General features: G+C 36.4%; 8 protein-coding genes. All 8 read right to left on the bottom strand.

Annotated features, from left to right (window positions below; genetic code table 11):
* Window positions 1–115 precede the first annotated feature (115 nt).
* The 8 genes from BM386_RS03375 to BM386_RS03410 all read right to left on the bottom strand — a co-directional run bounded on the left by BM386_RS03375 (window position 116) and on the right by BM386_RS03410 (window position 13545).
* Window positions 116–1051 carry a hypothetical protein gene (locus BM386_RS03375; RefSeq protein WP_091691626.1) on the bottom strand — a complete coding sequence of 312 codons (936 nt, stop codon included), beginning with the start codon at window positions 1049–1051 and terminating at the stop codon, window positions 116–118.
* A gap of 153 nt (window positions 1052–1204) precedes the next feature.
* Window positions 1205–1732, bottom strand: a complete 528-nt coding sequence (locus BM386_RS03380) for a hypothetical protein (protein ID WP_091691627.1) — start codon at window positions 1730–1732, stop codon at window positions 1205–1207.
* A gap of 52 nt (window positions 1733–1784) precedes the next feature.
* Window positions 1785–3023 (bottom strand): hypothetical protein, encoded by a 1239-nt coding sequence (locus tag BM386_RS03385; protein WP_091691628.1) that lies wholly within the window; start codon window positions 3021–3023, stop codon window positions 1785–1787.
* A gap of 66 nt (window positions 3024–3089) precedes the next feature.
* Entirely contained in the window at window positions 3090–3734 is a 645-nt protein-coding gene (locus BM386_RS03390) for a DUF4391 domain-containing protein (RefSeq protein ID WP_091691629.1), read from the bottom strand.
* Complete coding sequence (locus BM386_RS03395) at window positions 3734–6967, bottom strand: helicase-related protein (RefSeq protein WP_091691630.1); 3234 nt, start codon at window positions 6965–6967, stop codon at window positions 3734–3736. Before BM386_RS03395 ends, BM386_RS03390 begins: the two co-directional genes overlap by 1 nt.
* A 7-nt stretch (window positions 6968–6974) precedes the next feature.
* Complete coding sequence (locus BM386_RS03400) at window positions 6975–8435, bottom strand: P-loop NTPase fold protein (RefSeq protein WP_091691631.1); 1461 nt, start codon at window positions 8433–8435, stop codon at window positions 6975–6977.
* Window positions 8436–8440: 5 nt separating this feature from the next.
* Window positions 8441–11638, bottom strand: a complete 3198-nt coding sequence (locus tag BM386_RS03405) for a type III restriction-modification system endonuclease (RefSeq protein WP_091691632.1) — start codon at window positions 11636–11638, stop codon at window positions 8441–8443.
* The gene (locus BM386_RS03410) at window positions 11635–13545 is read right to left on the bottom strand and encodes an ATP-binding protein (protein ID WP_091691633.1); all 1911 of its coding nucleotides are present in this window, start codon (window positions 13543–13545) and stop codon (window positions 11635–11637) included. The genes BM386_RS03405 and BM386_RS03410 overlap by 4 nt, the downstream gene beginning before the upstream one ends.
* Between the last annotated feature and the right edge of the window lies 1 nt (window position 13546).

The following is a 13546-nucleotide window of genomic DNA, read 5'->3' on the forward strand; positions in this document are numbered from 1 at the left end:
TTTTTCACCGTGTCTATTTCTTTTGGTTCACTTATAACAATTCTCTACCTACTGAATAATACATACTATGCTTGGGCAAGCACACCTTACTACACCCACCTTAGATGGGGCTGGTTTAAAGATTGTCATAAAATTCAGGGTCTTGTTGATCTAAGTCAAGAGAATCATTGTAGTAATCATTGTGGGACGATTTAGGGTATCTTAGATCAAGATCATCGTAGTTAACATTGATGTTATTGTCATTGGATTGTGTACCGTTTATTTCGTCTAAGTAGTTTGAAGATATTTTAAACATTTCTTCAGTAAACATCTCAATTTCTTTTAATGTGTTTTCATTATTATATGGGTGTTTTTTGCTGTTTCTTTGATCAAAAAGATATGATTCATATACTTCTTGAAACTTCCATTCATCTTCGCTCTTCATGAAGTATTTCATTAAAACACTTCCATTATTATCATGAAATTTAACATCTCTGGCTAGAGTGTATTTTTTTATATTCCTTAAACAACATGAACTTGTTGGGTTACGTTGAAATGCATGAAATAGATTCTCTAGGCCGTTTTGGTTAAGGTGTTCTTCCTCAAGTCTTCCCATTCGGTAAAATGTTTTAGAAGTTTCATCAGAAATTGAAAGAGACCATAGGATTTCAAATGCCTCTTTATGCTTTTGCAGTTTTGAAAGAATCCTTGATCTAACATATTCTCCAGTACTATTTTTCTTTAATGATGAATACTTATTTATTGAATCAAGCGCTAAGTATAGGGACGTCAATTCCTCCTCATAACTCAGGATAAATGCTTTTACAAAATAATACTCTTCTGGGTTTTGGTAATTTATTATTAACTCGTCGAATAAATGCTTGTCAGAATTATCATAATTTTTTTTCCAACCATGTGACACACAGTCACAAGTTATAATTTCTAAACCCTTTTTCGCGCAAAGATATGATTTCCCAAAATCTTTAATTAATGCATAATCAATTGACTCTTCTAGGAATCTTCTTCCTAACTCATCTAGATTTCTTCTTTCTATTAATTCGATAATATCCATTTATTAGCTTGGTTTAAGGTGTATAATTAAGTTGGCTTGCTGCAAAGTCTTTCTTATAAATATATGAGCTCCTATTGGTAACTATTAATATAAAATCGATATTTTTAAAATTTGATAAAGAATAATCTAATTAAACCTCCTTTAAAGAAGTGTTTATTTGATACTTTCTAGATACCATTCATATAATAGTGGTTTCATAGATTTATCGTTTAAAGTCTCTTGTTTGTAGTTAAATATAAACTTATTCGGGATCTTAATCCCAAAATATGTGTGAGGTAAGCCACTATTTTTCTCGTCTATTGGATCTTCAAGATTAATTATTCTTGAAAAATCAATAATACGATTATTGAAATAATTGAAGCTATGTGTAATGATTGAGTATGAATACGATTTTCTTTCTACGAAACCTGTAAAATAGTTAATCTCTTTATTTAAAATCGAGGCTGCTTTAGCAGAATAATGACATTGATAATGCACATGTTCGTAGCCAAGTTTACTTAGTCCCTCAACAATTTTTTCGCTAGGAGTAACGTCAGTAAATGATTCAATTTGAGCTATTTTTTTTAGGTTTTTTATAACCCAATGATTAAATAAATCTTTATCGAGAGGGAAAATTTCTTGATAAAATGGATGCCCTTCTTCTAAAAATAAGTTGTAAAAATCAATTTTATTAACATTCATAATTCATTTGGAGAAAATAGTGTTTGCTATTCATTAGTTAATATTACTTGAATTATTTTTGATAATCTGGTAATTTACTATACCATCGAATAGTTCGTGCAGAAGCTTCTCTCATAAATATATTGAGTTGTTCTAAATCACGGGCAGGACATTCATCTCCGGTAGCTTCAAAATTTGACTTAGCATGTACTACCTGGTTTCTTGTACTATAAATTGTTGAAGCGATTATATTACATGCTTGAGTCAATTTTTCTTTTCCTGTTTTATAAGTTAATTTTTTTTCTTTAACTATCCCAAGCACTTTCTTTTTAATACTTTCGGGCAGGTAATCAAACAATTCAACCATATCAAAACACTCGTTAATGACTGATTTAATAAGTTCATTGTCTTTTAACCTTTGGTTTGTGGAATTTACTAGCTCAAAGATAGATTTTAGATAATCTCTATTTGGATTCAAAACAATGGGAGAGTCCAGTTTTTTTGAAAGCAAGTTGTAAGAATCAATGCTTATAACAATTGGGGCAAAGTATTCAAATATTTTATAAAAGTTAAGAAGACGAAGTTCTTTATCATGAGTTTGTAACCCTGAAACATACAAACGCATAGCATCCGAGTAATTGAGAAGCGGTTTAAGTACTATTTCTTCTTCAGGATCTGAGTTGTCACCTTCTTCTTTAGCAAAAAGAATTTCAATCTTTTCTGCTAATTCTGGGTCATTATCCCTGATTTTAGATAAGTAAAAAACAAAACCAGTTGTATCCGCTATTTCAAAAAGATATGAATAAATTAAGTCAGATTCATGTTCGTTTGATAGCTTGTTGCGTTTGTCGTCATATTCGATTTGAATAACTGTATAACTTTGATACCCGGTTCCAAAATCATCGTGATATGAATCCAAAAGTATGCAAGCTATGGCTAAATAGATGGGAGATCCAACAATACTAAGTTCTGCACCTTCAATTTCTTGATAAAAATCAGAAGTACTTTTTAAATAGAATTCTAAATCTTCAGTCTCTGCCTTTATGATTTGATAAGTTAAAGTTGTAGTTTGGATTCTTCCTTGATTAATAATATTAAACTTGTCCATCTGCCAATCAAATTCTATAAACTCTTCGATTGTCAACGAAAAACCTTCTTCTTCTCCAGGCATTTGGATATATATTTCTGCGTCTCCAAGCTCTATTTCAAATAAATCCTCGGTATAGTAGCTTACTTTTTTACATAATCTCTTAATACACTCTTGGATTTCTAAAATGTTTTCTTCAGATATTCTAGTTTTATTGTCACTCATTTTATCTGTTATTTTAAATAAAGTCTCTTTTATATTATCTGATTATCAATCAATCTTGTTGGATTGTCAATTTAATTTCAATTCCTTCTCTGCCTCTTTCAGCCGTAAGTTCAACACAACTTTCTGGTTAAACTGCTTGCAATTAGATATGGCCGTTTTTAGTTTTGTAATTTCTTTCTTTAGCTGTTCTGTTTTGCTGTTGAGCTCGATCAACTCGTTGAAGGACTTTTGATTTATTTTTGGTTTTCCAGAAAGTTGATTGCAAAAGTCCAAGTAAATTGAATCAATGCTTTTCTTCAGGTAAAGGTTGAAGGGTATTCGTTCTGGTTCAAACCAATCGGATTTAAAAGTCCAGTCTACCACTGAAATATTCTCATTTGTTGGTTGTGGATGTTTCTTGGCAGTCGATATGTATATCTCTTTTTCGAAGGATATTATGAAAATGATATGGTAGGGGATAGCCTTATCAATGATCTCGAGCAATGGTTTAGGATCCCCGCTTACTTTGAGTTCAACCTTAAATAGTTGAATTTCCTTGATTTCTTTACCTGGTAAGTTCAGAGTCTCTTCAGATAATTTATTACTCCAAGTAATTTTAGATATTAGACTGGTAAACAGTGCTTTTTGCTTTGCATTTGTAAAACCTTCAAAAGCGTTTTTGGGAATGGTTTTGTTAACCTTGGTTTGTATGGGAAGAGAAAACAAATCCATTATCTCACAATTAAGAATGAAATTAATTTGAAGTCCTCTATACCCTTGAATTTCTCCTTTAAAGCAGTTGTTCCCCCTGCCTTAAAAAGACTCATCACTTCCTTTTCCTCTTCGGCGTTGAGAATAGAGCTTATACTTTTTTTGAGTAAGTTGGAATAGAAATCCATTTGGTGATATTCATCTGTCTCCTCATTCAAGATTTTACAGACATCTTCCAGCGGTTCGCTTTTGCCTTTGCAAAGCATGCGGAAAGCATCGAGTATCTTTTTAGGTTCGACATGGGCCAAATTAAGCTCACCTGTTTCTTTGATGTAAACCAGATAGTAGGGGTGAAGCCGATTCAGTTTGTTTATGTTTACACTTGAATTGATGTTTTTCAATACATAGATAACTCCTCTAGGAAGAAATTCCTTAGATTCTACTACTGCATGAAGGCCTTCAGGAATATGGGTCAATTCTCCATAGGTTTTTATGTAGTTGGATAGATCTATTCTAAAATCGTTTAAACCCAGATCTGTAATGCTTATGCCTTCCCGAATATCCTCAAGGTCAATTACTTCATCTTGCATTCGTTGGAGTTGAATTTTCCTGTATTCTAAGTCTTTTTCATCTGTATTGAGAATATTGTCATCCCCAGTTCCGGTCATATTTGTGATCTGCATTCGACTTTCCACCCGCTGCTTTAGGTTGATGTAGGTGTCCAGTGTGATATCTGGCCAGAAGTTAACCAGCGTAATGCTTTCATTTTTGGATCCGATTCTGTCTACTCTACCAAATCGCTGAATAATTCGAACAGGGTTCCAATGAATATCATAATTGATTAAGTAGTCACAATCTTGAAGGTTTTGGCCTTCAGAAATACAATCTGTAGCGATTAACAAATCTATAGACTCCGAAATATCTCCATATATATTTGCTTTTCCTTTTGAAATGGGGGAGAAGCAGGTTAATAAGTGGTTGAGTTCTGGTGGAATATTTTTGGCATTACTTGTTTTACGAGATCCTGTAATTAAAGCAGTATTGATTTTGTATTTGCTTTTGAGGTATCCCTGAATATTGGAATAGAGATAATTTGCCGTATCAGCAAAGGCAGTAAAAATGATTGCCTTTCTATTTCCTGGATTAAATGGATCATTAATTTTCTTTTCTAGCAATGCGATGAGTTGCTGCAATTTAAAGTCGTCTTCTCCCGTGATATCGACTATTTTGCTCCAAGTTTGATGAAGAATTGCCAAGTCCTCGCAAAGGTCTTCTTTCCACTTTCGAGTGTCCATATCGGATATGTGGACTTTAATCTTTTTGCCAATCATTCCCTCTTCATCTCCCCATTCGGATTCCCAGTCAAAATTCTCGTCGTTAATCTTTGCTTGGATTCCTTCATATTGTCCATTTGCTCCTTTTTCTATTGAGGCTATGGCATTTTCAATTTGGGAAATAATTCCTTCCAAAGTAATTCTGAATGAATCTACCGAACTCTCCAACCTTTTAAGAAGATTAATCCTCATTAAGATTCTTAAACTATTATCCCGGTCTATTTGGGACAGTTTACCAGCTCCAGAGCGAACATCTTTTTCTAGAAAATCTCTGTAAAACTGGATTTTACTTGGGAGAATGTAATTCAGCGGTGTATACACAGATAGGTTTAGAAAGGTCAAAATTTCTGCAATTTCTGTGTAAGTCACCTCGCCATTTTCGGTCAATGGACTTTGGATAGAGACGGGCTTGTTTCTGTGTGGAAACTTGCCAATATCTGAGGTGTCGTAGTAGGTGGTAATATGCTTTCGGGAACGGGCAATAGTCAAAGAATCCAGGATTTCAAAAAAGTCAAAGTCCAACATTTCGAGGAGTTTCTCTGTAGTGCGTTTGGGGTTTTCGAAAGTACTCCAAATTTTAAAAGCTTGCTGTGCCCTGCGGAAGATCTGGTCGATTCCTGCAGTTGTATTTAATTTTTCGTCTATGATATGCGCTTTTCCTTCATAAGCCAAGGCAAGTTGATTTTTTAGATCATTGAAGCGATTGTTGACTGGGGTAGCGGAAAGCATCAACACTTTTGTTTCGATTCCTTCCCGGACAATTTTTCTAAGCAGTGTTTGGTATCTATTTTCCCGATCTGCATAGGGGTTGTTGTTTCGAAAGTTGTGTGACTCATCGATTACAACTAGGCCATAATTACCCCAGTTTACATTTTCTAAGCGTCTGCCATTACTTTCGCCCTTTTCCCTGGATAGATCTGTATGGAATAACACATCATACCGGAGTCGATCTGTTTGCAGGATATTGTTTTTATCGTTGTTTCGATAAGTATTCCAGTTAGCTTCAAGTTTCTTGGGGCAGAGTACAAGCACGTCCTTATTTCTCATCTCGTAGTATTTGATCACACCAAGTGCTGAGAATGTTTTTCCCAATCCAACGCTGTCAGCTAAAATGCAACCATTGTACTTCTCCAACTTATTAATGGCTCCGATTACGGCATCTTTCTGGAAATTAAAAAGCTTACTCCAAATAAGGGTATTTTTAAAGCCGATCTGGTCATTTGGAAGATTGTCGATTGACAAATCATCCAGGAAATCATTGAAAATTTTATAAAGGGTGATGAAATAGATAAACTCAGGACTGTTTTCCTTATAAGCAGAAGCGAAATAGTCCTGGACTCTCTGGGTTACATCTTTCAAGTCTTCTTCATTCTCCCAGATTTCGTCAAACCATTCAAGGTATGCGTTACTGTTTGGATAGTCAGATCTTTGGATTAGGGTAGGGAAGCCTTTCTTAGGACTTAGTCCAAGATCGGAAGTAGTGAAGCTATTGACGTGGGCATAAGCATAGGCAGTTTGATCTTCATTCTCTATGTGAATCAGTTTGTTGAGCTCTTGATCCAGGTGTTTGTTTGACTTAAAAGTCACCTTTTCCTTCACCCATTTGGAGCATTCCTTGGCAATAGCACGCTGATTGAGTTGGTTTTTTAAACGGAGTTCAAAATTTCCGCCGCATAGATCGGCCTCTTTGTAAAGGTGTGGAATGAAAAACTTGGGTACCTCTTTTTTCAAGTTCTCTTCGATAAAAGTAGGAGAGGTGAAGACAAAACGAAGCTCGTCTATGTTTTTCAATTCCTTTTTTAACGCTTCAAATGCATAAATTGAAAATGAAGATGCAGCAATACTCAGCTTTGTATTCTTGCTCAAATTTTCCTTCAGGTCATCAGCTAGGCGGTGGGTAATATTGTCAATAATATTCATTGATTATTTAAAATTGATCCCTCACTACTTTTGAAAATTTTGATTCTTCTAGTACCCATGTTAATAGTTCAAAATAATCTATATCTGATAGTTTGATTTTTGTACTATTGCTTTTTATATCCTTCAGCTCAATTTTATAATTATCGTTTGAAATGTTCTCTGAATTCCATAATCGTTTTATAGAATAATAGAAAATATACTTTGGCGTACTTAAAGATAAGTTTTCACTTTCATCTCGAATATTAATTGTATTTTTATGGTATTTTTTGAATGAAATAGCAGATATGAGCTCTGATACAAGGAGTTGAATAGATATATTTAAAGGATTTTTAATTTCCTTTCCTATTAAAAATTTACAATTACTAATTAGAGCTTCATAGCTCTGGAAAAATTCTTTTAGAAAATATATTGTACTTATTAGTTCAATCTCGTTGTTCGTAATATCTTTTCTAAACTCATTGTCAGTGTAGACTTTTAATCGCTTGGTTTTTATTTCTGAATCTAAGTTTCGTAGCAAAACTCTTACTGGTAAAAGGTTGTATTGTAAGAAGGCTAATAGAATGTAAATAGTATTTGATGAAAAATTTGAATTGGTTCTTAAGTCAGGGGTATGTTCTAATATATCTCTGAATCTCTCTTCAATTTCGAATGAGAGATTGTACGGGTAAATTGATTTTGAATAAAACTTATCTATATAACCAGAGAAATCCACGTTCATACCATATCTGTTTGCAAAGATTTTCCGGATATTCTCAATATCACATACCAATATGATCTTATCAAAATTGAATTTATTTTGATTTGTGACCTTACTTATGTCAAGGTGAGCCGCCAAAATGTTGAAAATCCTAAAAATATGGTCTGGGTCGATCCTATCAAGATCATCTATAATGAGAACATTTTTTTTCTTTTTATTTTCTTTAATCTGTTCTACAAGCTTGCAGATTAGCTGTGTGAAATAATCTTCCTCATATAAATTACCTTTGATAGTCTTGAATTTCTCAAGGTATTTAACAATATTATCGAATTCACTTTCCTTTGTATTTTTGTAATCCTTATCAAATTGCTTTTTTAACTCAATGATTTTTTCAGCACTTTCCTTCAATAATCCACCAACTTTAGGAACATAACCTAGTAAGTGAGCAGCAATATTGAATTGATTACTTTGAAAAAAATAGGGCAAAAATACATCTATTGGAATATTGATATTTTCTAATTCAACATCTCTTCCTAATAAGGAGAAAAGTATATCATATTTGATTAACTCAAATATATCCTCTGTAGGAGAAACAGAATAATTAACTGGATATAAATGAATAGCCTCATATTCAGAATTATTGAGAAAAAAATTGTCTAAGAAAAATGTTTTACCCGTGCCAAATGCTCCAGAGAATATAATTCTATTATTATCTTCTGGTTTTAAATGATTTTCAAAATCCTCTATTAATCGATCTAAATTAAATTTCATGATTATTACTTCATCTGTACAATATCCATCAGCTTTTCATAGCTGCTTACTTTTGAGAATTTTACTACTCCACCACTGATTGTGTCAAAGTGCTTTTCGGCACAGTGGATTTTAAGCTTTTCTATCTCCCTTAAATCCATATCGGAATCGGAACCCTTGGTTTCGGCCACAAAGTAGATGTGACGAACTTTGTCCTTGTCCAGGACTATAGCCCAATCAGGGCTGTATTTGGCTACTGGTGTGGAAACATAAAAGCTCTTCGGAAGCTTTGCATAGACTACCACCTCTGTACTGTTTTCCAATGCTTTGGCAAAATCAGCCTCAATCTTAGAATCCGAAGTCAAGTAGTCATAGACATGCTTTTTAAGCAGTTCTGATTGGCGTAGCGCATGCTTATCATTTGTGAATACAGTTTTTGCATCATGACAGCCTTCCACTTTGTGATAGACAATATTGTTGATGATCAGGCTGGCCTTGACTTCATTGATCAGTTTGCTGGATCTGGCGATAAACTCTTCCGGATTTTTGCGGATCAGTAGGAATTTCTCTTCATGAATAGCTTTGAGAATTGCCACTATGGTTCTTCTAGTGAGATGGGTCAAGGCTTCTATTTCACCTATGACATCATAGACTGAATTGGCATACAAATCATTTTTGAGTTTTAAGGATTCTCGCTTGGATTCTTTTACCAAGTTGCCATGTTCCATTTCTGCCTTCGTACCTTCCTGTAGCTCTCCCGTTTTTACTTCATAGATTCGGTCGCTGATATGAAGCTGGGCATTGATGCGGTTTTTACTGTCTTGGATCAGCTTTTCCGTATCAAAGTTGACTTCATAGACCGTCTTGAGATTGATTTTGTCCCAAAGCTCCTGAAATTCCTTTTTGGCAAAATTGGCATTGGTATCCAGTATAATGGTTTGCCTCTCGTCTTCTGGTTTGAAGGCTTCTCCTGTGTAAACAGATTTGAGCAATTTGCTAATGGAATCCCGATAGGGCTCAAGAGTGAGTGGTAGAGGCATTTTGTTTTGTTCAATCAGCTCCCTGCCTTCTGGTGTTATTTTGTCCTCTTCGTTAATGATGTCATGCTTGTAAAGAAGCTTATTCAGTTTTTTCGCATCCTCTTCTGTGAGACGGTGAGTTTCTTCTTGCTTATTTGTCACGAGTTTCCCAACAAAATACTCTACCTCTGCCCGTTGCGGTCGGTCTTTAAGAGTAGCTGCGATTTCATTTTGAAGCCCTTTGGCAAAGGCCTCATAGCTTTCAGAAGCGATGACGGTCAACTTATTGATCTCGTGAATCTGATCACCAACCAACTCATAATCCTGGCGTACTCCTCGCTTATCCACACAAAGGCGCATTCCACGGCCTACTTCCTGCCGTCTCCGAGTTTGGCTTCCGCTATCGGCATTTTTAAGCGCACAGATCTGGAATACATTGGGATTGTCCCAACCTTCTTTCAGGGCGGAGTGGGAAAAAATAAAGCGAACAGGCTCTTCGAAGCTCATCAGCTTCTCCTTGTCCTTCATGATTAAATCGTAAGCTGAGGTATCATCTGAATCCTCACTTCCTCTTTTTACTGTAGGGTCAATGGATTTCCCCTTTTTATCAATTGAGAAGTAACCCTCATGTACCCGATGGGCTTCATCCCTTGTTAGATATTCAGGATAAGCTTTTGGAAGACCTGCCTGTCCTGTAGGCAGGTATCCTCGATGTACTTTGCTGGGGTCTGTTTCTTCCAGATAACCATTGTAGTCTGCCCTGAAAAGATCCAAAAATTCACTTCTTAGCTTATTATATTCCTCTTCGAAGATTTTGGCATATTCTCCCAATAACTTTTCTCCTTCCTCGTCATAGAGGCGGTACTTTTCTACAGAGTCTATAAAAAAGAGACTGAGAACTTTAATTCCTTGTCCAAAGAGTTGCTTTTCTTTTTGAAGGTGAGACTGAATCGTTTCCCGAATTTGGACTCTCCGAAATGCGTTTTCGTCTTTGTCGTTTAGAATGTCCCCAGGTAAAATATCTTGACCATTAATCACCACCTTGTTCAGATAGCCATTGATTTCGGTAATTGTATGGTTTTTATATACAGGGAGGTCTCCTGACAATTCATACAGATTTGCTCCTTCGGGCAATTTTTGTCTTACCTTCTTGATTCCTTCTCCAACTCGCTTTTCAAATTCTAATACTGCAAAGGGAGGCTTACTCGTACTTAAGGATATATGTTCCAGGTACAAGTAGCCGGTGGTACCAGTGGAGCCTTTGAGATTGATACCTTTGACCTGGATCTTCTTTACCAAATGCTGGTTATATGCATCCAATGCATCCAATCGGTAAACCTTATTATATTCTTCTCCTTGAGCGTGAGTAGCTGAATATCTTAGTGTAAACAAAGGATTAAAGCCCTGCATACTGTCCAAGGTTTTAGATCCTTGTTTTCCAACGGATTGTGGTTCATCGATAATCAGTATTGGATTGGTCTGGGCAATAATATCAATAGGACGTCTAGTACCAAATTGATCCAATTCCCGATAAATTCTATTCCCGGCATTTTCCTTGAGTTCACCTGTTTTTTTATCGTATTGAGGGGAGGAGAATGCCTGTGTATTGATGATCATCACAGAGATCCTGCTATCGGAGGCAAAATTATCAATATCCTCAGCCCGGCCTGAATTGTAAATAAAAGGCTTGATCTTGTGCCCATACAATTCCTGAAAGTGATCTTGGGTCACTTCAAAAGATTTGAAAACTCCTTCTCGGATGGCTATGCTGGGAACAACCACGATAAATTTGCTCCACCCGTAGCTTTTATGCAATTCATACATCGTGCGGATATAGGTATAGGTCTTGCCTGTACCTGTCTCCATTTCTATGGTCAGATTATAGCCCAGTTTAACTCCTTTAGGTCTTTCAATCTGTTGACTCTCGTTTAAGTTGTTCAATTTTTGGACTTCCTGTATGTTTTTCAGCACACTAGCTTCCGAAACTTTGATGGGACTATTTCGGTATCCAATATCTTCCAAAACTTCGGCTTCAAAAACCGAAGCCTGAACGGCACCGCTGGCCGCCTGTTTCGCTTTTTTGATCAGGTTTTTGCTTCGCTCTAAAGTAAACCGATTTGTCTTTGGCTCTTGCCCCTTAAAGCAGTCCACAACGGCTCTTACCGCTTGAATCTGAAATTCTTGTTCTTTGAATTGGAGTTTCATTTTCTGCTTTTAATGGTTTTATAAGCTTGTTGTGGGTGGTTTGGCATTTCAGGGATGGTGTATTCAAGTTCTCCTTTTCTGATCATTGGAGACAAATATTTTCTCTTGAAGTAACTTTCCTCTTTGTCAAAATACTTGGCAATATCGTTTGCCTTATGCGGTTTATGAGAACAGATCTTTTGGATCAGTTTCTCTATTCTGCTACTATTATTTACCCGTTTCCCCAATGAATTAATTTCTTTCATTAGCTCCTGTGTTAGCCCTAACTCATCAGCTGAATTTGTGGAAGCTGGTGTGTTAAGAGAATTAGCTGGTGTGTTAAGGGAAGGAACTGGTGCACTTAAATCATGAGCTTGTGTACTTACATCAGGAGCTGGTGTACTTAACTCATGAGGTTGTGCACTTATTTCAGAAGCTTGGGTATTTGCACCAAATGAGAAATAAGTTCCGGGAACATAGTATGTGGCTTTGCCTTTCCCTTTTTGATTTAGGATTTCTTTTTTCCGTAAGTCTCTCAGATCTGCGCTCGCTTTTAAAGTGTCCACACTATTGACTTGCCTAAATGCAGAATTGTCAATTGCTCCGGTTTCTTTGATGAATATCAAAGCCCTTTTTTGATCTTCGTTCAATTCAAATGATTCGAAAGTGGAAAGCCACTTCACATCCTCAGTCCCCAAGAAATGATGCAATAGCAGTCGGGTAGTAAATAGATTTCTTCCATGATCACTTTCAAAAGTAGGAGGGAGCAAGTTCGATTTTTCCATCAATGCCCTCATGGTCCGAATTCCAGAGCCCTTAGTTTCTGCCAAGTTGGTTTCATGAAAAACCGCTGCGATGTACGGATTCCGATTTTTAGAACCTGGTTCTCCCAAGTGGTCTTCCGGCTTCAGAGAAAATCCAGGATTTTTGATTTCCAACCTGTTTCCGTACCGTAAAATCTGTATGGGCTGGTTTTCCCGATATGTTCTATGAATTAAGGCATTTACAATGGCCTCACGAAGAACTCTAGTTGGCAATCCTATGCTTGCAGCTTGTAGTTCTCCCTCAGCGAGAAGAAAGCCTTTAGGCAAATCATCGGTTATCTGGCTAAAGACACGCTGCACCATCTCCAACAAGGAACCGCGCATATCAATGGTGGTGAAACGGTTTTCAGGATCTTCCACCCATTCATTTCCAGGAATCCGGATATAATCCACCCGAACCATGGGTAACAATCTCCGGTGTGAAGGTCTTTTGCCAAAAAGCAAAAGTCCAGCGTATGTCAAGTAGGTCTGACCGTTCTCTTTTTTAATACAGCCGAGAGAATGCAGTAAGTCTGTATCGCTGTATTGCAATTCTTCCGCAAAAGGATTAATCTTAGAACGTAAATTTTTATAGAGCTCTACTGCCGACTCACTCACATCATCCCATGAAGAATCCTTTACAATGGTGCTATCAAGAGAGTCTTCTTTATTATAGAAAACAAAAAGATCATCTTCGGTGCAACGCTGATCACTGCTACCGATCCTTCTGTAGGCTCCCCGTGGAAGGCCGTCATTTTTGAAATAAACAGGTTTTTGTCCATCAGCCAACTCCTGTACATGAATTACAATAACATTCTTGTCACCAATTCGCTCTACTGTAATATCAGGCCTGATTGGCTGATTGAATATCGAAGCACATTGGGTGCTGAGATCCAACTGCAATTTGTCAGTCTGCTCGACGCCTGTCGCGATGTAGGAGGGGAAGAGGGACATTTCTTCCTGCTCCACACCCAAAAGTATATATCCGTTTTCCAGACCGGGTTCATTGCAAAAAGCACAAATAGTCTCCATCACCGATCTGTCAATGGCAGAGCCTTTTTTTGCCTCTATCCAAGTGCATTCATCAGTGAGATTCAATTGTTTAATTAGTTCTTTTGCAGTCATA

Origin of the sequence: Algoriphagus locisalis (assembly GCF_900116615.1) — a bacterium.
Lineage (GTDB): Bacteria > Bacteroidota > Bacteroidia > Cytophagales > Cyclobacteriaceae > Algoriphagus > Algoriphagus locisalis.

What these genes read in the sequence shown, in the direction of transcription:
- BM386_RS03390 (WP_091691629.1), bottom strand. Translation starts at nt 3,734, where the DNA reads ATGGATTTGTTTTCTCTTCCCATACAAACCAAGGTTAACAAAACCATT.
- BM386_RS03385 (WP_091691628.1), bottom strand. Translation starts at nt 3,023, where the DNA reads ATGAGTGACAATAAAACTAGAATATCTGAAGAAAACATTTTAGAAATC.
- BM386_RS03410 (WP_091691633.1), bottom strand. Translation starts at nt 13,545, where the DNA reads ATGACTGCAAAAGAACTAATTAAACAATTGAATCTCACTGATGAATGC.
- BM386_RS03400 (WP_091691631.1), bottom strand. Translation starts at nt 8,435, where the DNA reads ATGAAATTTAATTTAGATCGATTAATAGAGGATTTTGAAAATCATTTA.
- BM386_RS03395 (WP_091691630.1), bottom strand. Translation starts at nt 6,967, where the DNA reads ATGAATATTATTGACAATATTACCCACCGCCTAGCTGATGACCTGAAG.
- BM386_RS03405 (WP_091691632.1), bottom strand. Translation starts at nt 11,638, where the DNA reads ATGAAACTCCAATTCAAAGAACAAGAATTTCAGATTCAAGCGGTAAGA.
- BM386_RS03375 (WP_091691626.1), bottom strand. Translation starts at nt 1,051, where the DNA reads ATGGATATTATCGAATTAATAGAAAGAAGAAATCTAGATGAGTTAGGA.
- BM386_RS03380 (WP_091691627.1), bottom strand. Translation starts at nt 1,732, where the DNA reads ATGAATGTTAATAAAATTGATTTTTACAACTTATTTTTAGAAGAAGGG.